We start from the raw sequence: 25,695 nt of genomic DNA on the forward strand, positions 1-25,695 counted from the left end.
TGTCATGACAGGCCGAGTTCGTTGTCGATGAGGTCGAAGAGTTCGTCGTCGCTGGCGCCGTCCATGCGGTCCTCGATGGAGTCGGCTGCCGTGCCGTCGCCGTCGGCTTCGGTGACCGCCGGGTCGAGGCGGCCCAGGAGTTCCCGGAGTCGGTCGGCGAGCCGTTCGCGGTCCGCCGGGTCGTCGACACCGCCGTCGAGGGCGCCTTCCAGGCGGTCGAGTTCGGCCAGGCCGGGGACCTGCCCGGGCCCGGCGTCGGGGACCAGTTCGGCGGCGAGGTGTCCGGCGATCGCGGCCGGGGTGGGGTGGTCGAAGAGCAGGGTGGCCGGGAGGGGGTGGCCGGTGGCGGCGCGCAGCCGGTTGCGCAGTTCCACCGCGGTCAGCGAGTCGAAGCCGACCTCCAGCAGGCCGCGTCCGGGCTCGACCGCGGCCGGGCCGCTGTGGCCGAGCACCAGGGCGGCGTGGGAGCGGACCAGGTCGAGGAGCACCCTCCCGCGCTGGGTGTCGTTGAGGGAGCCGAGGCGCTGCTTCAGGGCTTCGGGCCCGTCGGGGCCGGTGCCGGCGGCGGGGCCCGCGACGCCGCGCCGGGCGCCGGGGCGCACCAGGCCGCGCAGCAGGGCGGGGACGCCGCCGGTGCCGGCTTGGGCGCGGACGGCCGCGGTGTCGAGCCGCAGCGGGAGGACGACCGGCTCGTCGAGGGTGCCGGCCGTGTCGAACAGTGCCAGTCCCTCGGCCGGGTCGAAGGCGACGATCCCGCCCCGGGCGATCCGTCGCAGGTCGGCCTCGGTGAGCCCGCCGGTCATCCCGGTGCTGTTGGCCCACAGGCCCCAGGCGATGGAGCGGCCGGGCAGCCCGTCGCCGCGACGCCGGTGGGCCAGTGCGTCCAGGAAGGCGTTGGCGGCGGCGTAGTTGCCCTGGCCCATGCCGCCGAAGACTCCGGCGATGGACGAGAACAGCACGAACTCGGACAGGTCCAGGCCGGCGGTGAGTTCGTGCAGATTGATCGCCGCGTCCACCTTGGGGCGCAGGACGAGGTCCAGCTGCTCGGGCGTCATGGTGGCGACGACGCCGTCGGCCAGGACGCCCGCGGCGTGCACCACCCCGGTCAGCGGGTGTGCGGCGGGCAGGGCGGCCAGCAGGGCCGCAAGGGCGTCGCGGTCGGCGGCGTCGCAGGCGGTGATCTCGGCGTGCGCGCCCAGGGCGGCGAGGTCGGCGAGGAGTTCCGCCGCGCCGTCGGCGGCGGGGCCGCTGCGGCTGGTCAGCAGCAGGTGCCGGACGCCGTGTTCGGCGGCCAGGTGGCGGGCGACGTGGCCGCCGATGGCGCCGGTGCCGCCGGTGATCAGGACGGTTCCGTCGCCGCCCCAGCCGGGTGTGCGCCCGGCGGCGGACAGCGGTACGCGGGCCAGCCGGGCGATGTGGACGGCCCCGGCTCGGATCGCGAGCTGGGGTTCCCCGGACGCGAGGGCTTCGGCGAGTACGGCGGTCGGGGTCTCGTGGGCGTCCAGGTCCAGCAGGACGAAGCGGTCGGGGTTCTCGGTCTGCGCCGAGCGGACCATGCCCCAGAGCGCGGCCAGGGCCGGGGCCGGGACGTCGTCGCCGGTCACCGGGACCGCGCCCGCGGTGACCAGGACCAGCTTGGAGCCGGTCAGGCGCTCGTCGGCCAGCCAGTCGCGCAGCAGGGCGAGGACCGTGCCGAGGCCGTCGTGGACCGCGTCGCGGAGGGTGCCGGGCGGCGCGTGCGGGGCCGGGGCGGGCGGGCAGGCGGCCAGGACCAGCCGGGGCGGCGGGGCGCCCGCGTCGAGCAGTGCGGACAGCGCGGCGAGGTCGGTGACCGTACGGCCGGGGAGCGGCGCGGCGCCGGAGGGCAGGGGCGTCCCGGTGCCGAGCACGGTCCAGGACTCCGGGCCGAAGACGGTGCCCGCCACTGTCGCGGCGCCCTCGGGCAGGGCCTGCCACTCGGGGCGGAACAGTTCCTCGTGGTGTCCGGCGCGGGTGGCCTTGAAGCGGTCGGGCGAGACGGGCCGCAGGACGAGGGACCGGGCCGACACCACCGGCCGCCCGGTGGCGTCGGTCGCCCGTACGGCGACGGCGTCGCGGCCGGTGGGGGTCAGCCGCAGCCGGAGTTCGGTGGCGCCGGAGGCGTGCAGGCGCACCCCGTTCCAGGAGAACGGCAGCCAGCCCTGCTCCGGTCCCTCCAGTACGTCGAACACCAGCGCGTGCAGGGCGGCGTCCAGCAGGGCCGGGTGCAGGCCGAACGCGGCGGCGTCCGACTGCTGCTCTTCCGGCAGGCTCGCGACGGCGTACACCTCGTCGCCGAGCCGCCAGGCCGCGCGCAGGCCCTGGAACGCGGGGCCGTAGGCGAATCCGCCGTCCGCGAAGCGGTCGTACAGGCCTTCCGTGTCGAGGGGGACGGCTCCGGGCGGCGGCCAGGCCGCGGGGTCCGCCGGGTCGACCGGGTCCGCCGGGTCGGGCTCTCCGGCGGAGGTGAGCAGGCCGCTCGCGTGCCGGGTCCAGGAGGCGTCGGGGCCGGCGTCGGCGGCCCGGGCGTGGACGCTCAGCGGGCGGGTGCCGGAGGCGTCCGGGCTTCCGACGGTAAGCTGAAGTGCGACGGCTCCGCCCGCCGGGAGCACCAGCGGTGCCTCCAGGGTCAGTTCCTCGACCTGGTCGCAGCCGACCTGGTCGCCCGCGCGGACCGCGAGTTCCAGGAACGCGGTGGCGGGGAACAGCACGCCCTCGTAGACGCCGTGGTCGGCCAGCCAGGGGTGGCTGCGGACCGAGAACCTGCCGGTGAAGAGGAAGCCGTCGGAGTCCGCGAGTTCCGTTCCGGCGCCGAGCAGCGGGTGGTCGACCGTCAGCAGTCCGGCCGCGGGCAGGTCGGCCGCGGCCGGACTGGCCGCCAGCCAGTAGCTGCCGCGCTGGAAGGCGTAGGTCGGCAGGTCGACGGCGGAACGGGACGGGCCGCCGGAGTGGACGGCGTTCCAGTCCACGGGGACGCCCACGACGTGCAGCCGGGCCAGGGCGGCCGTCGCCGCGGGTGCTTCGGGCCGGTCCTTGCGCAGCAGGGGCACCAGCACGGAGCCGCCGGTGGCGCCGGTCAGGCAGTCCTGGCCCATGGCGGTGAGCGCGCCGTCGGCTCCGAGTTCGAGGAACGCGGTGACGCCGTCGCGTTCCAGGTGGCGTACGCCGTCCTGGAAGCGGACGGTGCCGCGCACGTGCTCCACCCAGTAGTCCGGTGAGCCGAGCTGCTCGGCGGTGGCCGGCTCGCCCGTCAGGTCGGAGATGACGGGGACGGTGGCCTCCCCCGGGACGATCCGTGCCACGACCTCGCGGAACTCGGCGAGCATGGGTTCCATGAGGGGCGAGTGGAAGGCGTGGGAGACCGGCAGCCGTCGGGTCTTGCGGCCGTGCGCGGCGAGCACGGCGGCGATCTCGTCCACCACCGCCGCGTCGCCGGAGATCACGGTCGAGGCCGGGCCGTTGACCGCGGCGAGGCCGACGTCGCTCTCGCGGCCCGCGAGCAGCGGCAGTACCTCCTCCTCCCCGGCGGCGAGGGCGACCATCGCGCCACCCGCCGGGAGGGCCTGCATCAGCCGTCCCCGCGCGACCACCAGCCTCGCGGCGTCGGGCAGGGTGAACACCCCGGCGACGTGGGCGGCGGCCAGCTCGCCCACGGAGTGGCCGAGCAGCCGGTCGGGACGCACGCCCCAGTGCTCGACGAGGCGGAAGAGTGCGACGCCGAGGGCGAACAGGGCGGGCTGGGTGTACTCGGTGCGGTCCAGCAGGCCGTGGCCGGGGGCGCCGGGGGCCGCGTCGATCACCTCCCGCAGCGGGTGGTCGAGCAGCGGGTCGAGTTCCGCGCAGACCGCGTCGAAGGCGTCGGCGAAGACCGGGAACCGCGCGTACAGTTCGGCGCCCATCCCGGTGCGCTGGCTGCCCTGGCCGGGGAACAGGAAGGCGGTCTTCGCGGCCGGGCCGGTGACACCGCTCACCAGGTCCGCCGACGGCTCGCCGGCGGCGAGGGCGGTGAGCCCTTGGAGCAGGGTCTGCCGGTCCGTGCCGGTGAGGGCGGCCCGGTACTCGAAGGCGCTGCGGTTCAGCGCCAGGGAGCGGCCCAGGTCCGCGACGGCGAGGGTCGGGGCATGCTCCACGTGCCGGAGCAGCCGGGCGGCCTGCTCCCGCAGCGCGTCCGCGCCGCGGGCGGAGAGCAGCCAGGGCAGGGCGGGCTCGGCGGGGGCGACGGGCGTGTCAGGGGTCGGCGCGGGGGCGGCGGCCGGGGCCGGTTCGGTGGGCTGTTCGAGGATGGTGTGGGCGTTGGTGCCGCTGACTCCGAACGACGACACCGCGGCCCGCCGGGGGCGGCCGGTCTCCGGCCACGGGGTGTCGTCGGTGAGCAGCCGGACCGCGCCGGCCGACCAGTCGACGTGGGGTGTCGGCGCGTCGACGTGCAGGGTGCGCGGCAGCGCCCCGTGCCGCATGGCCTGCACCATCTTGATGATGCCGGCGACGCCGCCGGCGGCCTGGCTGTGTCCGATGTTCGACTTCAGCGACCCCAGCAACAGCGGCTGCTGCGCGCCGCGTTCCCGGCCGTACGTGGCCAGGAGTGCCTGGGCCTCGATCGGGTCGCCCAGCCGGGTCCCGGTGCCGTGCGCCTCCACCGCGTCGACCTCGGAAGCGGTCAGTCCGGCGTCGGCGAGGGCCGCCCGGATGACCCGCTGCTGGGAGGGGCCGTTGGGGGCGGTCAGGCCGTTGCTGGCGCCGTCCTGGTTGACGGCGGAGCCGCGAACGAGGGCGAGCACCGGGTGGCCGTTGCGCCGGGCGTCCGAGAGGCGTTCCAGGACGAGCAGTCCGGCGCCCTCTGCCCAGGAGGTGCCGTCGGCGGCGGCGGCGAACGGTTTGCAGCGGCCGTCCTCGGCGAGCACCCGTTGCCGGCTGAACTCCACGAACGCGCCCGGTGTCGACATCACGGTCACCCCGCCGGCGAGCGCCAGCGAGCATTCGCCGGCCCGCAGCGACCGGGTCGCGAGGTGGACCGCGACCAGCGACGAGGAGCACGCCGTGTCGACGGTCACCGCGGGCCCTTCGAGGCCGAGGCTGTAGGAGATCCGCCCGGACGCCACGCTGCCCGCGCTGCCGATCCCGAGGTAGCCCTCGAGCTCTTCGGAGGGTTCGGTGACGCGCGACCCGTAGTCGTGGTGGCTGCATCCGACGAAGACGCCGCTCGCGCTGCCCTTGAGTGACAGCGGGTCGATGCCGGCCCGCTCGAACGCCTCCCAGGAGAGTTCGAGCAGCAGCCGCTGCTGGGGGTCGATGGTCAGCGCCTCGCGCGGGGAGATCCCGAAGAAGGCCGGGTCGAAGCGGTCGGCGTCGTGGAGGAAGCCGCCTTCCCGCGCGTAGGTGCTGCCGACCCGGTCCGGGTCCGGGTCGTAGAGACCTTCCAGGTCCCAGCCTCGTCCGGTGGGGAAGCCGGTGATCGCGTCCTGTCCGCCCGCGACGAACTCCCACAGCTCCTCGGGGGTGCTGACGCCGCCGGGGTAGCGGCAGCTCATGGCGACCACGGCGATCGCCTCGTCCTCGGGCACCGCGGCGGCCGCGGGCAACTGCCCGGGAGCGTCGGGCGTCTGCGTGGCGGGCGCCCCCGGCAGTTCGGTGCGCAGGTGTCCGGCCAGGGCCGTGGCCGTGGGGTAGTCGAAGGCCAGGGTCACCGACAGGCGCAGGCCGGTGGCCGCGGCCAGCCGGTTGCGCAGTTCGACGGCGGTCAGCGAGTCGAAGCCGATCTCCTTGAACGCCTGGTCAGGCCCCACCGCCTCGGGCCCGGGGTGGCCGAGCACGGCGGCGACCTCCCGGCGGACCAGGTCCAGCAGGGCCCGGTCCCGTTCCGCCGGGGGCAGTGCGGCCAGCCGCAGGGCCGGCGGCTCGGCACCGTCGGCCGTGCTCCGGGGCCCGCCCGCGGCGGCGAGTACGTCCCGTACCTCGGGCAGGTCCCCGAGGGCGGCACTGGGCCGGAGCGCGGTGAACGCCCGGGTGAAGCGGTCCCAGGCGAAGTCGGCGACGAGGACGGCCGTGTCGTCGTGGTCGAGGGCCTGACGCAGCGCGATCGTGGCCGCGGCCGGATCCATGGCGGGCAGGCCGTCCCGGATCAGCCGTTCGGCGACCGCTCCGGAGGCGAGGCTGTCGCCGCCCCACAGGCCCCAGGCCACCGAGGTGCCGGGCAGTCCGAGGTCGCGGCGCTGCCGGGCCAGGGCGTCGAGGTAGGCGTTGGCGGCGGCGTAGCTGCCCTGGCCGGTGCCGCCGAGGGTGCCGGCGAGCGAGGAGAACAGCACGAAGGCGGTCAGGTCGAGTTCACGGGTGAGCTCGTCGAGGTTGCGTGCGCCGTCGAGCTTGGGGCGCAGGACGCCGGCCGCGCGTTCGGGGGTGATCGAGTCGATCACCCCGTCGTCGAGGACGCCCGCGGTGTGCAGGACGGCGCGCAGCGGGCGCTCGGCCGGAATGCCGGCGAGCAGTTCCGCCAGTGCGTCGCGGTCCGCGACGTCGCAGGCCACCGCGGTGGCGGCGGCGCCGAGTCCGCGCAGTTCGGCGAGCAGGGCGTCGGCCCCCGGGGCCTGTGCGCCGCGCCGGCTGGTGAGCAGCAGGTGCGCGGTGCCGGTGCGGGCGAGCCATCGGGCGACCTGGGCGCCGAGGCCGCCGGTGCCGCCGGTGATCAGGACCGTGCCCTCGGGCGTCCAGTCGCGTACGGGCGCGGTGTCGCCGAGTGCGGCGTGGACGACCCTGCGGCCGTAGCGGCCGGTGGCGCGTACCGCCACCTGGTCCTCGCCGTCGGGGCCGGTCAGCGCTTCGGCGAGCCGGGTCGCGGCCCGGTCGTCGAGCCGTCGCGGCAGGTCGACCAGGCCGGCCCAGCGCTGCGGGTACTCGACACCGGCGACCCCGCCGAGGCCCCAGACCAGGGCCTGGAGGGTGCTGTCGATCCGGTCGGAGCGGCCGACCGACACCGCGCCCCGGGTGGCGCACCAGAGCGGGGCGTCGGTGCCGAGGTCGCCCAGGGCCTGGAGGAGCGCGACCGTCAGGGTGAGGCCGCGGGGAAGCGCCGAGCCGTCGCCGTGCGGTTCTTCGGCCAGGGCGAGCAGCGACAGGATTCCGGCGGGCGGCCCGTCGGTGTGGTCGTGGGCGTCGCGGAGCAGTGCGGCGAACCGTGTCCGGTCGGTGGCGTCGGGGCCCGCCTCGACCAGGACGGGTGTGGCGCCGTGTCCGCGCAGGGAGTCCACGGCGAACGCGACGGCCGGGTCGTCGGCGGCGCCGGCCGGGGCGACGACGAGCCAGCTGCCGGTGAGCCGGCGCCGCTCGGGTGCCGGCAGGGGCTTCCAGGCGACCCGGTAGCGCCAGCTGTCGGCGGTCCGGTCGCCGGCCCGGCCGCGCGCCCATTCGGCGAGGGTGGGCACCAGGGAGGCGAGGGAGGCCCTCAGTTCGCCGTCCTCGACCCGCAGGGTGGTGGCGAGGGCGTCCAGGTCCCCGTGGTCGACCGCCTCCCAGAAGCCGGAGTCGGCCGGGCCGGTGCCGGTCATGGCGTCAGTGCCGGTCAGGGCGTCGGCGGGCCGGTCGGGGGTGGTGTCCAGCCAGTAGCGCTGCTGCTGGAAGGCGTAGGTGGGCAGAGGTCGCTTGCGCGCGCCGGTTCCGGCGAACACCGTGCCCCAGTCCACCGGCAGTCCGCGTACCTGGAGTTCGGTGAGCGCGGCGAGGAAGCGGTCGGGGCCGCCCTCGGCGCGGCGCAGGGTGCCGACGACGGCTCCGTCTCCGGCCCCGGCCGCTTCGACGGCCTGCTGGAGCCAGACGGTCAACGCGGGGTGGGTGCTGCACTCGACGAAGGTGTGGTGCCCGTCGGCGATGAGCGCGTCGACCGCCCGTCCGAACTCCACTGGCCGGCGCAGGTTCTCGTACCAGTACGCGGCGTCCAGGCCCACGGTGTCCAGGGGGCCGCCGCTGACCGTGGAGTAGAACGGGATGTCGGACGTCCGCGGCGCGGTGCCGCCGAGGAGGGTGAGCAGTTCCTCCCGGAGCTCCTCCACCTGGGGCGAGTGTCCGGCGAAGTCCACACCGGGGACCGGCCAGGCCAGGACGCCCGCCTCGGAGTACTGCTCGCGCAGTCGTTCCAGTGCCGCCGGGTCGCCGGAGACCGTCACCGACGTCGGCCCGTTGACCGCGGCGACGTCGAGTGCCCCGTCGTAGGCGGACAGTGCTGCGCGTACGGCTTCGACCGGCTGTGGCACGAACAGCATGCCGCCGCGTCCGGTCAGGGCCGTCAGGGCCCGGCTGCGCAGGGCGACGATCCGGGCCGCGTCGTCCAGCGAGAGCGCGCCGGCCACGCAGGCGGCGGCGATCTCCCCCTGGGAGTGGCCGACCACGGCGTCGGGGACGATCCCGTGCGCCCGCCACAGCTCGGCCAGCGACACCATCACGGCGAACAGCACCGGCTGCACCACGTCCACCCGGTCCAGCGGGGGCGCGTCGGGCTCGTCCCGCAGGACGGCGAGCAGCGACCAGTCCAGGTGCGGGGCGAGGGCGCGGTCACAGGCCGCGATCCGGTCGGCGAAGACCGGGGCGTGGTCCAGCAGTTCCCGGGCCATGCCGGCCCACTGGGATCCCTGGCCGGGGAAGACGAAGACGGTCCTGGCCGACCGGGCGACGGTTCCTTCGACCAGGCCGGGTGCGCGGTCTCCCGCGGCCAGCGCGGCCAGGCCGCCCAGCAGGGTCGCGCGGTCGTCACCGACGACGGCCGCGCGGTGCTCGAAGGCGGTCCTGGTGGTGGCCAGGGAGTAGCCGACGTCGACGGACGACAGCTCCGGATTCTCCGTCAGGTACGCGTGCAGCCGCTCGGCCTGGGCCTTCACCGCCTCGGCGGTCCGCCCGGACAGGACCCACGGGACGGCGGACGCCCCGGGTACGGCCGCGGGTGCGGGTACGGGTGCGAGCTCGGGCTCGGCGGGCGGCTGCTCGATGACGACGTGGGCGTTGGTGCCGCTCAGGCCGAACGAGGACACACCGGCTCGGCGCGGCCGTCCCGTCTCCGGCCAGGGGGCGGCCTCGGTCAGCAGGGCGACGGCGCCCGCCGTCCAGTCGACGTTCGGGGACGGCCGGTCGATGTGCAGGGTCCGCGGCAGCTCGCCGTGCCCCATCGCCAGCACCATCTTGATGATGCCGCCGACTCCGGCGGCGGCCTGGGTGTGCCCGATGTTCGACTTCAGCGACCCGAGCCACACCGGCCGGTCGGCCGGCCGGTCCTGCCCGTAGGTGGCCAGCAGCGCGTCGGCCTCGATCGGGTCGCCCAGCCGGGTGCCGGTGCCGTGCGCCTCGACCACGTCCACGTCGGCGGCCGTCAGTCGGGCGTTCGCCAGCGCGTCGCGGATCACCCGCTGCTGGGCCAGGCCGCTGGGCGCGGTCAGCCCGTTGCTCGCGCCGTCCTGGTTGATCGCCGAGCCGCGCAGCACCGCGAGCACCGGGTGGCCGTTGCGGCGGGCGTCCGAGAGCCGTTCCAGGAGCAGCAGGCCCACGCCCTCGGCCATGCCGAAGCCGTCCGCCGAGGCGGCGAAGGACTTGCAGCGCCCGTCCTCGGCGAGCCCGCGCTGCCGGCTGAAGCCGGTGAACGACAGCGGGGTGCCCATCACCGTGGCGCCGCCCGCCAGGGCCAGCGCGCATTCGCCCGAGCGCAGCGACTGGGCGGCGAGGTGGACCGCCACCAGGGACGAGGAGCAGGCCGTGTCCACGGTCACGGCGGGCCCCTGGAGGCCGAGTTGGTAGGCGACCCGCCCGGACAGGACGCTGGTGGAGATGCCCGCGATGAACAGGCCCTCCAGTTCCTCGGGGACGTCGCGCAAGGTGCCGCCGTAGCCCTGGTAGGAGGCGCCGGCGAAGACGCCGGTCGGGGTGCCGTGCAGGGACGCCGGGTCGATGCCGGCGCGCTCGATCGCCTCCCAGGAGGTTTCGAGCAGCAGTCGCTGCTGCGGGTCCATGGCCAGGGCCTCGCGCGGCGAGATCCCGAAGAACCCGGGGTCGAACCGGTCCGCGTCCGTGACGAATCCGCCCGCGGCGGCGTAGCTCCGGCCGGGCCGGTCAGGGTCCGCGTCGTACAGCGCGTCGAGGTCCCAGCCCCGGTCGGACGGCAGCCCGGAGACGGCGTCGCGCCCGTCGGCGACCAGGTGCCACAGGTCCTCGGGGGTGCGTACGCCGCCGGGGTAGCGGCAGCTCATGGAGACGATCACGACGGGGTCGTCGTCCGCGGCGGGTGCCGCCGACGGGAGCGGCCGGACGGTGGCGGGCTCCTCGGCGACGCCCAGCAGTCCGGTCTCCACGCGCCGGGCGAGCGCGGTCGCCGACGAGTAGTCGAAGACGACGGTGACCGGGAGCCGCAGGCCGGTGGCGGTGTTGAGCCGGTTGCGCATGTCCACGGCGGTCAGGGAGTCGAAGCCCAGGTCGCGGAAGGCACGGCCGGGGGCGACCGCGTCCGGCGAGTCGTGGCCGAGGACGGCGGCCGCGTGGGTCCGGACCAGCTCGACCAGCACCCGGGTCCGCTCGGCCGCCGGGAGCGGCTCCAGCCGGTCGCGCAGCGCCGAGGGCGTTCCCTGGGCCCCGGTCCCGCCGGTCTCCGGCTCGGCGGCCAGCGCGGTGCGCACCTCCGGGAGTTCCCCGATCAGCGGGCTGGGGCGGGCCGAGGTGAAGACCGTCGCGAAGCGGTCCCAGTCGATGTCGGCGACCACGACCACCGTCTCGTCGTGGTCCAGGACCTGCTGGAGCCCGGTGATCGCGACCGCGGGCGGCATGAAGAGCACGCCGTGGCCGCGCAGGGTCTCCTCCGCCAGTTCGGCCGCCATCCCGCCGGCCCCGCCCTCGGGGCTCCAGATGCCCCACACCACGGAGGTCGCGGCGAGGCCGCGGCTCCGGCGGTCCTCGGCGAGGCCGTCGAGGTAGGCGTTGGCGGCGGCGTAGGCGCCGTGGACGGCGCTGCCCCACACCCCGGAGATGGAGGAGAACAGCACGAACGCGTCGAGCGTGTCCCGGTCGAAGAGCAGGTCCAGGTTCCCGGCCCCGCCGACCTTGGCGTGGAGGGTGTCGGCGAACTCGTCCGCGTCGGTGTCGGGCAGTGGCACCAGCAGCCCGGCCCCTGCGGCGTGGAAGACGGTGCTGATCCGGTGGCCGTCCTGTTCGAGGCCGTCCTTGAGCGCGCGCAGGGCCTCCAGGTCGGCGACGTCGCACGCGGTCAGGGTGACCCGGGTGCCGAGGGCGGCCAGTTCCTCGGAGAGCTCCGGCGCACCCGGCGCATCCGCGCCGCGCCGGCTGACCAGCACCAGGTGCCCGGCTCCCCGCCGGGCCAGCCAGCGCGCGATCTGCGCGCCGATCCCGCCGGTGCCGCCGGTGATCAACACGGTGCCCCCGGGCCGCCAGCTGCGCCGCGGCGCGGTGTCGCCCAGGGCGGACCGGACCAGCCGCCGGCCGTGGCAGCCGGTGGCCCGTACGGCGACCTGGTCCTCGTCCCCGGCGCCGCCGGCCAGCACCCGGCACAGCTGCGGGGCGGTGTCCGTGTCCAGGACCTCCGGGAGGTCGATCAGACCGCCCCAGCGCTGCGGGAACTCCAGCGCGGCGACCCGGCCCAGACCCCAGAGCAGGTTCTGCGCGGCGCTGACCGCGCTCCCGGTGTCCGTGCCCCCGACCGACACCGCACCCCGGGTCGCCCACCACAGGGGCGCGTCGATCCCGGCGTCTCCGAGGGCCTGCACCAGGGCCAGGTTGAGCGCGGCGCCCAGCGGGACGCAGGGGTGCGCCGAGTGCGGGCGCTCGTCGAGGCCCAGCAGCGACAGCACTCCCGTCACCGGGCCGGGCAGCGCGTCGAGGGACGCGCGAACCCGGTCGGCCAGCACGGCACGGTCGGCCTCCGCCTCGGCGATCCGTAGGTGGACCACCGAAGCCCCGGCCTGCTCCATGACCTGGACGGTCGTCTCCGATCGGCGCACCCCGTCCTCGGGCCGACCGTCGGACGACAGCACGAGCCAGGTGCCGTCCAGGGCGACCGGGGGACCCTCGGGCAGGGCTCGCCAGGTCACGCGGTAGCGCCAGGAGTCGACCACCGAACGCTCGGTGCGCTCGGTGCGCCAGGTGGCGAGCGCGGGGAGCACCACGTTCAGCGGGTCCTCGGGCGCCACCCCGAGGGTCGTGGTGAACCGGTCCAGGTCACCCCCGCCCAAGGCCTCCCAGAAGTCGTCGCCCTCCGAGGACGTTCCGGAAGGACCGCCCGCCGTGGGGCCGGTGTCCTCCAGCCAGTACGGGCGACGCTGGAAGGGGTAGGTGGGCAGGGAGACGCCGTCCGGACGGTGTCCGGCGAACACCCGGTCCCAGTCGGGCAGCAGACCGCCCGCGTAGGCCTCTCCCAGGGACGTCAGGAAGCGGTCGAGGCCGCTCTCGCCGCGCCGCAGCGTGCCCACGACCACGGCGGGGCCCTGCGCGGAGCCGGCGGTGTCGGCCTCGTCGGCGGTCTGCTGGACGCCGAAGGTGAGCACGGGGTGCGGGCCGGCCTCGACGAAGAACCGGAAGCCCTCCGCCAGCAACGTCTCCGTGGCCCTCCCGAACTCGACGGTCTCCCGCAGATTGCGGTACCAGTACTCCGCGTCCAGGGCCTTCGTGTCCAGCCAACCGCCCGTCACCGTCGAGAAGAACGGCACCGAACCCGAGACAGGAACGATCCCGGCCAGATCGGACAGCAACCGCTCGCGGATCTCCTCCACCTGCGCGGAATGCGACGCGTAGTCGACCTCGATCACACGCGCCCGCACACCCTCACCCACCAGCCCGTCGACCAGTGCCGCCACCGCGTCCGCGTCACCCGACACCACCGTCGACGACGGCCCGTTCACCGCCGCCACCGACAACCGCCCCGCCCACGGGGCGATCCGCTCCCGCACCACACCCACCGGCAGAGGCACCGACGCCATGCCACCCCGCCCCGCCAACACCCCCACCGCACGGGAACGCAGCGCGACCACCCGGGCCCCGTCCTCCAGACTCAAACCGCCCGCCACGCACGCGGCCGCGACCTCACCCTGGGAATGGCCCACCACCGCGTCCGGAACCACACCGAACGAACGCCACACCTCCGCCAGCGACACCATCACCGCCCACAACACCGGCTGCACCACATCGACCCGCGCCAGCAGCGCCTCCGAGCCCAGCGCCTCCGTCAACGACCAGTCGACGTAAGGCGCCAGAGCCCGCCCGCACTCCGCCATCCGCCCCGCGAACACAGCCGATTCGGCCAACAACTCCGCAGCCATCCCCACCCACTGCGAACCCTGACCCGGAAACACCAACACCGAACGGCCCGACGACACACCGTCGCCCCGCACCAGCCCCGGCACCGACCGGCCTTCGGCCAGGGCTTTCACGCCGTCGATCAGCCGGTCCGGGTCGGTGCCCACGACCACGGCCCGCCGTTCGAAGGCGGTACGCGTGAGGGCGAGGGCGCGGCCGGTGCCGGCGGCCCGCAGGGGTCCGGGACCGGCGCTCAGGTGTGCCAGCAGCCGGGCCGCCTGGTCGCGCAGCGCCTCGTCGGTACGCCCCGACAGCACCCAGGGCAGCGGGTACGCATCGCCATCGGCCGCGGCGTCGGCCGCCGGTTCGGTTTCCTCCGCCGGGGCCTGTTCCAGGATCAGATGGGCGTTGGTGCCGCTGACGCCGAAGGCGGACACCCCCGCCCGGCGCGGGCGTCCCGTGTCGTCCCAGGCTCGGGCCTCGGAAAGGATTTCCACGGCTCCCGACGACCAGTCCACCATGGGCGTCGGCCGGTCCGCGTGCAGGGTCCTGGGCAGTTCGCCGTGCTCGATCGCCAGCACCATCTTGATGACGCCGCCCACTCCGGCCGCCGCCGAGGTGTGGCCGATGTTCGACTTCAACGAGCCCAGCCACAAAGGTCGTTCGGCGGGCCGCCGCTGACCGTACGTGGCCAGCAGCGCCTGCGCCTCGATGGGGTCGCCGAGCGTGGTGCCGGTGCCGTGCGCCTCCACCACGTCCACCTCGGACGCCGTCAGGCCCGCGTCCGCGAGCGCCGCCCGGATCACCCGCTGCTGCGACGGGCCGCTGGGCGCCGTCAGGCCGTTGCTCGCACCATCCTGGTTCGTGGCCGAACCGCGGATGACGGCCAGCACCGGGTGCCCGTTGCGCCGGGCGTCCGACAGCCGCTCCAGCAGCAGGACGCCGGCGCCCTCGGACCAGCCGGTTCCGTCCGCGTCGGCCCCGAACGCCTTGCAGCGGCCGTCGGCCGACAGCGCGCGCTGGCGGCTGAACGCCACGAACGCGTCGGGGGTCGCCATCACCGACACCCCGCCGGCCAGGGCCAGCGTGCAGTCGCCGGCCCGCAGGGCCCGGATCGCCAGGTGCAGGGCGACCAGAGAAGAGGAGCAGGCCGTGTCCACGGTCACCGCGGGCCCTTCCAGGCCCAGGGTGTAGGCGATCCGGCCGGAGACCACACTGCTCGCGGTCCCGGTGTCCAACAGGCCCTGGACCTCGGGGAGGTGGCGCGAGCCCGCGCCGTAGCCGTTGCCGATCGCCCCGAGGAAGACACCCGTGCCGGTGCGCCGCAGCGTGCGGGGGTCGATCGCGGCCCGCTCGACCGCCTCCCAGGCGGTCTCCAGTGCCAGCCGCTGCTGGGGGTCCGTCGCCAGGGCCTCGCGCGGCGAGATGCCGAAGAACTCCGCGTCGAAGTCGGCGGCGTCGTGCAGGAAGCCACCGTGCCGGGTGTAGGAGGTACCGGGCCGCTCGGGGTCCGGGTCGTAGAGGCCCTCCAGGTCCCAGCCGCGGTTGACCGGCCAGGTGGAGACCGCGTCGGCGCCCCGGGAGACCAGGTCCCAGAGCAGTTCGGGCGTGTCGGCGCCGCCGGGATAGCGGCAGGCCATGGAAACGATGGCGATCGGTTCGTGGCGGGCTTGCTCGGCCTCGCGCAGCTGCCTCCGGGCGTCACCCAGGTCAGCGGTGGCGCGCCTGAGGTAGTCGAGCAGCTTCTTGTCGTCGGACATCAGTGCCAGCTCTCTCTCAGGCGTTGCCGAAGTCGTTGTCGAGCAGGGCGAACAGCTCGTCCGCTGTCGCCGTTTCCGTCGCCGTGGCGGTGTCGTCCACCGGTCCGGGCGGTGCTGCCTCGCCGCCCGGTGCGCCGGCGCGCCGGCCCCAGCCGCGCAGCAGTTCGTCCAGTCGTTCGCCGACCCCGTCGGTGTCGGCCGCTCCGGGCGGGACGGCCGCGAGGAGCGCGGCCAGCCGGTCCAGCTCGGCCAGCAGCGGCGAGGGCGGTTCGGGCGCGGCGGACAGCTCCGCGTCCAGGTGGGCGGCGAGCGCTTCGGGCGTCGGGTGGTCGAAGACGACCGTCGGCGGGACGGCCAGCCCGGTCGCCCCGGACAGCGCGTTCCTGAACCGCACCGCGAGCATCGAGTCGAAGCCGACCTCGGAGAAGGAGCGTTCCGGGCGCACCGGACCGGCTCCGGGATGGCCGAGGACCGCGGCCGCGTGCCGGATGACCAGGTCGAGTACCGCTTGACGGCGTGCCTGCCGGTCCAGCGGTGCCAGCCGGGCGGCCAGTCGTACGGCGGGGGTGGCGTCGTCGTCGCCCGCGGCCTCCGGGGTGTCCTCGGCCGGCACCGCGGTGGTGGCCGCGGCGGCCGTCCGGCCCGGTGTGGGCAGCCAGTACCGGTCGCGCTGGAAGGGGTACGTCGGCAACAGGACGGGTGCCGGGCCGCCCGGCCCGGGGGCCCCCGTCCACGGCGACCAGTCCACCGGACCACCGCCGGCCGCCCACGCCTCGGTCAGTGAGGCCAGCAGCCGGTCCCGGCCGCCGTCGCCGCGCCGCAGCGTGCCGACCGCCGACACCTCCCGCCCGGCCTCCGCGGCCACCGCCTCGATCCCGGCGAGCAGCACCGGATGCGGGCTGACCTCGACGAGCAGGGAGTGGCCCGCGTCGAGCAGGGCGCGGGTCGCTCCGACGAAGTCGACCGGCTCGCGCAGGTTGCGGTACCAGTAGGCGGCGTCGAGCGATTCTCCGGCGACGGGTTCGCCGGTCACCGTCGAGTAGAGCGGGACGGCCGAGGCGCGGGGGCGTATCCCGGTGAGGGCTTCGCGCAGTTCGTCCTCGATCTCGGCGACCTGGGCCGAGTGGGCCGCGTAGTCCACCGGGATCGCCCTGGCCCGTACACCTTCCCGGTCGCAGGCCGCGAGCAGGGCGGCCAGCTCCTCGGGCTCCCCGGCGACGACCACGGCGTCGGGGCCGTTCACCGCGGCCACGCAGAGGCGTCCGCCGGCGGGCATCAGGCTCGTGGTCCGCTCGGCGGAGGCGGCGATCGACACCATGCCGCCGCGTCCCGCCAACCTCAGCAGCGCCCGGCTGCGCCGCGCCACCACGAGGGCCGCGTCGTCGAGCGACAGCGCTCCGGCGACGTGGGCGGCGGCGATCTCGCCCTGGCTGTGTCCGACGACCGCGTCCGGGGTGACCCCGGTGTCGCGCCAGTGCGCGGCCAGCGCGACCATCACGGCGAAGAGCACCGGCTGGACGACGTCCACGCGGTCGAGCGTCGGCGCGCCGGGCGCGCCGCGCAGCACCTCGGTCAGGGACCAGTCGGTGTGCGGGGCGAGCGCCCGTTCGCAGGCGGCGATGGCGGTGGCGAACGGCGCGGAGGCGTCGAGAGCCGCCGCGGCCATGCCGGCCCACTGCGAGCCCTGGCCGGGGAAGACGAAGGCCGTACGGCCGCCGCGCGCCCGGTCCCGCACGACGTCGGGCGCGGGTTCGCCCGCCGCGAGGGCGTCCAGCCGGTCGAGGAGCGCGTCGCGGTCGCGGCCGACGGCTGCTGCCCGGAAGGGCAGGGCGGGGCGGGTGGTGGCGAGCGCACGGGCCGGGGCGGCGGCGCCCCCGTCGGGGCCGGCCCGCAGGTGCTCGCCCAGTCGGCGCGCCTGTCGGCGCAGGGCCGCGGGCGTCATGGCGGAGAGCAGCCACGGAACGGTGGTCCCGGTGTCCTCGGAGGGTTCGCCGTCCGTGCCGTCGGGCAGCGGGCCGGCGTCGGCGGCGGGTGCTTCCTCCAGGACGGCGTGGGCGTTGGTGCCGCTCATGCCGAACGCGGAGACGCCGGCCCGGCGCGGCCGGTCCCCGTCCGGGGCGTCCCAGGGGCGGGCGTCCGCGAGCAGCCGGACCGCGCCGGCCGACCAGTCCACCCGGCTGGACGCCTCCCGTGCGTGCAGGGTGCCGGGGAGCACGCCGTTGCGCAGTGCGAGCACCGTCTTGATGACGCCGGCGACCCCGGCGGCGGCCTGGGTGTGCCCGATGTTGGACTTCAGCGATCCCAGCCACAGCGGGCGGTCGGCGGGCCGGTCCTGGCCGTAGGTGGCCAGCAGGGCCTGCGCCTCGATGGGGTCGCCGAGCACGGTGCCGGTGCCGTGCCCCTCGACCAGGTCGATGTCGGCGCCGGACAGTCCTGCCGCGGCCAGCGCGGTCCTGATCACCCGCTGCTGCGCGGGGCCGCTCGGAGCGGTGAGGCCGTTGCTGGCACCGTCCTGGTTCACCGCGGTGCCCCGTACGAGGGCGAGGACCGGATGTCCGAGGCGGCGCGCGTCGGAGAGGCGTTCCACGAGCAGGACGCCCACCCCTTCGCCCCAGCCCGTGCCGTTAGCCCCTTCGGCGAAGGAGCGGCAGCGGCCGTCGGGCGACAGGCCCTGCTGACGGCTGAACTCGACGAAGGCGTCCGGGCTCGCCATCACCGCGGCGCCGCCGACCAGGGCGAACGAGCAGTCGCCGGCGCGCAGTGCCTGGCCGGCCAGGTGCAGTGCCACCAGTGAGGACGAGCAGGCCGTCTCCACGGTCACGGCGGGCCCGCCGAGTCCGAGGGTGTAGGCGACGCGGCCGGAGGCGACGCTGGTGACCGTGCCGCTGAGGAGGTGCCCCTCGATCTCGTCGGACGGGTTCTGCGGGCCGGTGCCGTAGCCCTGGGCGGCGACGCCGACGTAGACGCCGCCCTCGCTGCCGCGGACCGACGCGGGGTCGAGTCCCGCCCGCTCCAGTGCCTCCCAGCTGGTTTCGAGGAGCAGTCGTTGCTGCGGGTCCATGGCCAGTGCTTCGCGCGGGGAGATGCCGAAGAACTCCGCGTCGAACTCGGCCGCGCCGTCCAGGAATCCGCCGCCGGTGGTGGAGAAGGTGCCCGGGTGCAGGGGGTCCGGGTCGTAGAGGGTGTCCAGCGGCCAGCCGCGGTCGGCGGGCAGCGCGGCGACCGCGTCCACTCCGTCGGCCACCAGCTGCCACAGGTCCTCGGGCGAGCGGACGCCGCCCGGGAACCGGCAGGCCATCGAGACGATCGCCAGGGGTTCGTCGGCCGCCGCGGGCCCGGCCGCGCCTCCGGCGCCTGCGGAGTCCGTCGCGGCCGTGCCGGTCGTGCCGTCGGCGTCCGGTTCGGTGCCGCTCAGCTCGGCGAAGAGGTGGGCGGCGAGGGCGGCTGCCGTCGGGTGGTCGAAGACGGTGGTGAACGCGAGCGGCAGAGCGGTGGCCGCGACCAGCCGGTTGCGGAGTTCGACGGCGGTGAGCGAGTCGAAGCCCAGCTCGCGGAACGGGCGGTCGGCCGTGAGGCCGGCGGCCGACTCGTGGCCCAGCACGGCGGCCGCTTCGCTCCGCACCAGTTCCGTCAGCAGTTTGCGGCCCTCGGGCCCGGACAGTCGGTGCAGCCGGTGCAGCCGGTGCAGCCACGACGGGTCGCCGCCCGTGCCGGGTCCGGACCCGGCGGAGGTGTCCGCGTCCGCGGGGTCGCCGTCCGCCGCCCGGGGCTCCGGGGCGGCCGACAGGCCGCGCAGCAGCGCACTGTCCCTGACCGAGCCGAAGATCGGCGCGAAGCGGCTCCAGTCCAGCTCGGCGACGACCGGTTCGCCCTCGTCCAGGGTCAGCGCCAGGCCGAGCGAGGAGAGCGCCGCTGCCGGGGCCATCGGCACCAGCCCGTGTCGGCGCAGGCCGTCGCCGACCGCGCCCTCGGCCATGCCCGCGCCGGCCCAGGGGCCCCAGGCCACCGAGGTCGCCGTCAGGCCCCGGCCGCGCCTCGCCGCAGCGAGGCCGTCCAGGTAGGCGTTGGCCGCCGCGTAGGCGCCCTGGCCGCCGCTGCCCCAGGTGCCCGAGATCGAGGAGAACAGCACGAAGGCGTCCAGCGGGCGGTCTTCGAACAGGGCGTCGAGGTGGGCCGCGCCGCACGTCTTGGCCGCCGTCCGCCGGGCCAGTTCCTCCGGCGTGCAGTCCATCAGCGCGGTGTCCGAGGTGAGTCCGGCGGTGTGCACCACGGCCCGTACGGTGTCGCCCTCGTCGCGCAGCCGCCCCAGGACCCGCTCCAACGCGGTGCGGTCGGCGACGTCGCAGGCCAGCAGGGTGCTCCGGGCGCCGAGCGCCGCCAGGGCGTCGACCAGCGCGTCGGCTCCGGGGGCCTCGGGGCCCCGCCGGCCGAGGAGGACGAGGTGTTCCGCGCCGCGCTCCGCGAGCCAGCGCGCCACCTGGGCGCCGAGGCCTCCGGTGCCGCCGGTGACGAGGACCGTGCCGCGCGGCGTCCACGGTGCGGGCGCGGGTGTCGCGGGCTCCGGCGCGGGGACGAGTCGACGGCCCAACGGTGCCGGCGCGCGTACGGCCACCTGGTCCTCGCCGTCCCGTCCGGCCAGCACCGCGCACAGCCCGTCCAGCGCGGGCCCGTCCAGCAGGTCCGGCAGGTCGACCAGGCCGCCCCAGCGCAGCGGGTGCTCCAGTGCCGCCACCCGGCCCAGGCCCCACACCTGGGCCTGCTCGGGGCGGACCTCCTCCGTGCCGTCGGCTGCCACCGCGCCGCGGGTGGCGCACCACAGGGGTGCGTCGATGCCGCTGTCGCCCAGGGCCTGGAGCAGCAGCAGGGTCCCGGTCAGGCAGGCGTCGAGCATCGGCAGGCCCGGGCGGGGGCCCCGGGCCAGGGCCAGCAGTGACAGGACTCCCTCCAAGGAGCCGAACTCCGGGAGGAGCGAGGCCAGTTCGGCGCGTTCGGCGGCGGCCCCGACCCGGATCACGGCCACGTCGGCGCCGTGTCCGGCGAGCGCCTGCTCGCAGGCGAGTGCGGTGTCCTCGGCACCGGGTCCGTCCGGGGTGACGAGCAGCCAGCGGCCGGAGAGGCGGGGCTCCGCGGGCGCGGTGAGCGGCTCCCATGCGATGCGGTAGCGGCGGGGGCCGGCGGGGAGCTCGGTCTCCCGGCGGGAGCGCCGGGCGGCGGGGGCCGGGTCCGGCGCGGCCACCGGCCAGAAGCGCCTGCGCTGGAAGGCGTAGGTGGGCAGGTCGACCCGCTGCACGTCGGTGCCGCTCCAGCCCGCCGACCAGTCCACCGCCACGCCGCGCAGGTGCAGCGAGGCGAGTGCGGTGCGGACCGCGTCCGGCTCGCCGCGGCCGTCGCGCAGCAGCGGCACCGTCCCGGGGCCGCCGGGGCCGCCGGGGGTGGGGGTGGCGTCGGGGAGGCAGGCGTGGAGCATGCCGGACAGCACGCCGCCCGGTCCGAGTTCGAGGTACGTCGTCGCGCCCTCGGCCCGCAGTCGGCGGGCCCCTTCCAGGAAGCGCACGGTGCCCCGGACGTGGCGCACCCAGTGTTCGGGGGAACGGAGTTCCGCGGCCGTGGCCGTGCGCCCGGTCAGGTTGGAGACGATCTCGATGCCGGGCGCGTGGTAGGTCAGCGACTCGGCCACGTCCCGGAACGCGTCGAGCATCCCGTCCATCCGGGCGGAGTGGAACGCGTGGCTCACGCTCAGCCGGCGGGTGCGCCGTCCGCGGGAGCGGAACGCCCCGGCCAGGCGCAGCACCGCGTCCGCGTCACCGGACAGGACCACGGAGGTGGGCCCGTTGACGGCGGCGATGTCCACCGCGTCCCGGCCCGGGTCGCGGTCCGCTTCCGTCTCCGGGAGGGGGTGCGGGTGCCCGGTGCGGTCGTCCAGCAGGGCCTGGTGCACTTCCTCCTCGGTGGCCTCCACCGCCACCATCGCCCCGCCCTCGGGCAGTTCGTCCATCAGCCGGCCCCGGGCCGTTACCAGCGCGCAGGCGTCGGGCAGGTCCAGCACGCCCGCCGCGTGGGCTGCGGCGAGTTCGCCGATGGAGTGCCCCATCAGCAGGTCGGGCCGCACACCCCAGTGCTGCACGAGCCGGAACAGCGCCGTCTCCAGGGCGAACAACGCGGGCTGGGTGTACCGGGTGCGGTCGAGCAGCGCCGCACCGGGGGTTCCGGGCTCGGCGAACAGGATGTCGCGCAGGGGCAGGTCGAGGTGCGGGTCCAGGCCGGTCAGCACCTCGTCGAGGGCGTCGGCGAACACCGGGTCGTCGCGGTAGAGCTCCGCGCCGGCTCCGGCCCGCTGGCTGCCCTGTCCCGGGAAGAGGAAGGCGGTCCGGCCGGAGCGTACGGCGCCTCCGGTGAGCAGGTGGCCTGCTGCCGTGCCGCGCGCGAGTGCGGTGAGCGAGCGTCGGACGGATGCCCGGTCCCGTCCCAGGACGGCGGCCCGGTGTTCGAGCGGGGCCCGTCCTGTGGCGAGCGAGTAGGCGACGTCCGCCAGTTCGGCGTCCGGGTCGGCATCGAGCCGGCTCACCAGTCGGCCGGCCTGTGCCCGCAGGGCCTCCGGTGTGCCGGCCGAGAGCAGCAGCGGCACGGGCGGGGCGGCCCGGCGCGCGGTGGCCGTGGTGGCGGTGCCCGGGGCGGGCACGGCCGAGGTGTCGGTCCGCTCCGGGGCGGGCGCGACCGCGACGGCCGGTGCCTGCTCGATGATCGCGTGCGCGTTGGTGCCGCTGATGCCGAACGACGACACGCCTGCCCGGCGTGGGTTCCCGGTCTCCGGCCACGGGGTGTGCGCGGTGAGCAGGCGGATGGCACCGTCGGACCAGTCGACGTGCGGGTTCGGCGTCCCGGCGTGCAGGGTTCCCGGCAGTTCGCCGTGGCGGATGGCCAGCACCATCTTCATCACCCCGGCCACCCCGGCAGCCGCCTGGGTGTGCCCGATGTTCGACTTCACCGAGCCGAGCCACAGCGGACGGTCCGCCGGGCGCGCCGGTCCGTGGACGGCCTGGAGCGCCTGCGCTTCGATGGGGTCGCCGAGCCTCGTGCCGGTGCCGTGGGCCTCGATCGCGTCGATCTGGTCGGCGCGCAGCGCGGCGTCGGCCAGGGCGGCGCGGATGACCTGCTGCTGGGACGGGCCGTTGGGGGCGGTGAGCCCGTTGCTGGCGCCGTCCTGGTTCACGGCGGTACCGCTGATCAGTGCGAGTACGGGGTGGCCGTGGCGCAGGGCGTCGCTGTGACGCTCCAGCAGCAGCACTCCGGCGCCCTCGCCCCAGCCCGTGCCGTCCGCCTCCGCCGCGAACGCCTTGCACCGTCCGTCGGCGGCGAGCCCGCGCTGGCGGCTGAACTCCACGAAGAGCCGCGGGGTGCTCATCACCGTCACCCCGCCCGCGAGGGCCTGCTCGCAGTCGCCGCGCCGCAGTGCCTGCACGGCCAGATGCAGCGCCACCAGCGACGAGGAGCACGCGGTGTCGACGGTGAGTGAGGGCCCCTGGAGGCCGAGGACGTAGGACAGCCGCCCGGACAGTACGCTGGCCGTGTTCCCGGTCAGCAGATGGCCCTCGGACACTCCCTCGGCGCCCTCCAGCAGCGCGGAGTAGTCCTGGCCGTTGGTACCGATGTAGACGCCGACCTGCCGGTCCTTCAGCGCGGTCGGGTCCTGCCCGGCGTCCTCGACCGCCTCCCAGGCGGTTTCCAGGAGCAGCCGCTGCTGCGGGTCCATGGCCAGGGCCTCGCGTGGCGAGATGCCGAAGAACTCCGCGTCGAACTCGGTGGCGTCGTGCAGGAAGCCGCCCTGCCTGCTGTACGTGGTGCCGGCGTGGTCGGGGTCGGGGTCGTACAGCCCCTCGGTGTCCCAGCCCCGGTTCGACGGCCAGTCGCCGACGGCGTCGGTGCCCTTCGAGAGCAGGTGCCAGAAGTCCTCGGGCCGCGCGACCCCGCCGGGGAAGCGGCAGCCCATGCCGACGATCGCGATCGGCTCGTTGCCGCCGGGCTCCGCCCCCCGGCTCGCCTCGGAGCCGACGGAGCCGGCAGACTCGGCGGCGCCACTCGCCACGTCCGGTAGGTCCAGGTCCGCGAGCAGCCGGTCGGCCAGCGCCGACGGTGTGGGATGGTCGAACAGGACGGTGGCGGGCAGGGCCAGTCCGGTGACGGCGGCGAGCCGGTTGCGCAGTTCCACCGCCGTCAGCGAGTCGAAGCCGAGCGCGGAGAACGCCTTTCCGGACCGGACCGTGTCGACGTCGGGGTGGCGCAGGACCGTCGCCGCGTGGGTGCGTACCAGTTCGGTGAGGGTCCTGACCCGGTCCTCGTGGCGCGGCAGTACGGCGATCTGCTGCCGCAGGGCGTCGGCGGAGCCGCCGCCCTCCCGGGCCGCCGACGGCGCGGTGGTGTCCTGGACGGGCCTCGCGGCAGCCGGGTCCGGTATCCCGTCGAGCAGGGCGGCGGACCGCAGGCCCGTGCCCGTGGTGAAGCGCCTCCAGTCGACGTCGGCGACCACGACCAGTTCGTCGTCCTCCGCGAGTGCCCGGCCGATCGCGGTGACGGCCGTTTCGGGCTCCATCACCGGCATGCCGAAGTCCCGCAGCCGCGCGGCGACACCGTCCGCCAGCATGCCCGGCCCGGCCCAGGCGCCCCAGGCCACGGACGTGCCGGGCAGCCCGGCGGCCCGGCGGGCGGCGACGAGTGCGTCGACGGCCGCGTTGGCGGCCGCGTAGTTGCCCTGCCCGGCGTTGCCCACGACGCCCATCACCGACGAGAACACCACGAAGGCCGACAGGTCGAGACCCGCGGTGGCCTCGTGCAGGTTCCGTGCGCCGGTCAGCTTGGCGCGCAGCACCACGGCGAGCCGCGCGGGGTCCAGCGCGTCGAGCACACCGTCGTCGAGGACGCCCGCCGCATGGATGACGGCGGACAGCGGGTATCGCGCCGGGATGTCGGCGAGCAGCGCCGCCAGTGCGGCCGGGTCGGCGACGTCGCAGGCCGCGAAGGCCACTTCGGCGCCCAGCGCCGTCAGTTCCTCCCGCAGCGCGTCCGTACCGGGTGCGTCGGCACCGCGACGGCTGACCAGCAGCAGCCGCTCCGCGCCCTGGCCCGCGAGCCAGCGCGCCGTGTGCGAGCCGACGCCACCGGTGCCACCGGTGACGAGGACCGTGCCCTGCCATCGCGGTAGCGTCCGCACCCGGACGGCCGCGCCGTCCGCGCCACCCTTACGGGCCTTCGGCGGCGCGGACGACGCGGGCCGGAGCCGGCGTCCGTGAACCCCGGTGGAGCGCACCGCCACCTGTTCCTCATCGGCCACGGCTCCCGCGAGCACCGCGCACAAGCGGCGGGCGGCCCGTACGTCCAGCACCTCGGGCAGGTCGATCAGGCCGCCCCGGCGATGCGGGTGTTCCAGTGCCAGCGTCCGGCCCAGGGCGGCGGACGCGGCCTGGCCGACGTGTCCGGGCCGTTCCGCACCGCCCAGGACCGCCGTTCCCTTCGTCAGCGTCCAGAGCCGGGCGTGGATACCCGCGTCCTCCAGCGCCTGGGCCAGGGCGAGGGTCAGCGCCGGACCACCGGGCAGGTCGGGGTGTTCGGGATGGGGGCGCTCCTCCCAGGACAGCAGGGACAGCACGCCGGCGATCGGCTGCTCCCCGACGGTCTTCGTGAGCAGAGCGGCCATGTGTTCGCGGGTCGCGCCCGGATCGGCGACGACGCACGGGAGGAGGTCGGCTCCGGCCTCGCCGAGAGTGCCCAGGACGGCCGCCGCTTCGTCGCCCTCGGGACGCAGGGCGAGCCAGCGACCGGGGAGGCCGTCCGCCGGCGCGACCGACAGGGGTGCCCAGGCAACGTGGTAGCGCCAGGATCCCGCCCTCCGTTCACGGTTCCTGGCGGAGCGCCAGGTCGCCAGGGCGGGCAGGACTTCTTCCAGGGCTTCACGGCCGACCCCGAGGGTTTCGGCGAGCTGGGCGGGATCCTGTAGTTCCAGGTCGTCCCAGTGGTCTTCGGCGGGGGCGGCCGGGACGGCGGCCGGGGCCGTCAGCCAGTAGCGCCGCCGCTGGAAGGCGTACGTCGGCAGGTCCACCCGTCGGCCCTCCGGGAACGCCCCCGACCAGTCCACCTCCAGTCCGCACTCCCACCCGCGGCTCACCGAGCGCAGCACCTGCTCCAGGCCGCCTTCTTCACGCCGCAACGTCCCCAGCACCGCGGCGTCCACACCCGCGGCCTCCACCGACTCCCCCACCGCCACGCCCAACACCGCGTGCGGGCTGGCCTCGATGAAGACGCGGTGCCCGGCCGCGAGGAGCCCGCGGGTCGCCTGCTCGAACTCGACGGTCTCCCGCAGATTGCGGTACCAGTACTCCGCGTCCAGGGCCTTCGTGTCCAACAGGCCACCCGTCACGCTCGAACAGAACGGCACGGCACCGGAACGGGGCACGATGCCGGCCAGATCGGACAGCAACCGCTCGCGGATCTCCTCCACCTGCGCGGAATGCGACGCGTAGTCGACCTCGATCACACGCGCCCGCACCCCCTCACCCACCAGCGCGTCGACCAGTGCCGCCACCGCGTCCGCGTCACCCGACACCACCGTCGACGACGGACCGTTCACCGCCGCCACCGACAACCGCCCCACGCGTTCCCG

The 25,695-nt window shown here is 75.8% G+C and carries 2 protein-coding genes; both read right to left on the reverse strand.

The window, feature by feature from the left end:
• Positions 1-2 precede the first annotated feature (2 nt).
• Positions 3-15,044 carry a type I polyketide synthase gene (locus ACFV0O_RS15920; RefSeq protein WP_380341585.1) on the reverse strand — a complete coding sequence of 5,014 codons (15,042 nt, stop codon included), beginning with the start codon at positions 15,042-15,044 and terminating at the stop codon, positions 3-5.
• 16 nt (positions 15,045-15,060) lie between these two features.
• On the reverse strand, positions 15,061-25,662 hold the full coding sequence (locus ACFV0O_RS15925) for an SDR family NAD(P)-dependent oxidoreductase (protein WP_380341588.1): 10,602 nt from the start codon (positions 25,660-25,662) through the stop codon (positions 15,061-15,063).
• Positions 25,663-25,695 lie beyond the last annotated feature (33 nt).

Origin of the sequence: Kitasatospora sp. NPDC059577, from assembly GCF_042735475.1 — a bacterium.
Classification (GTDB): domain Bacteria; phylum Actinomycetota; class Actinomycetes; order Streptomycetales; family Streptomycetaceae; genus Kitasatospora.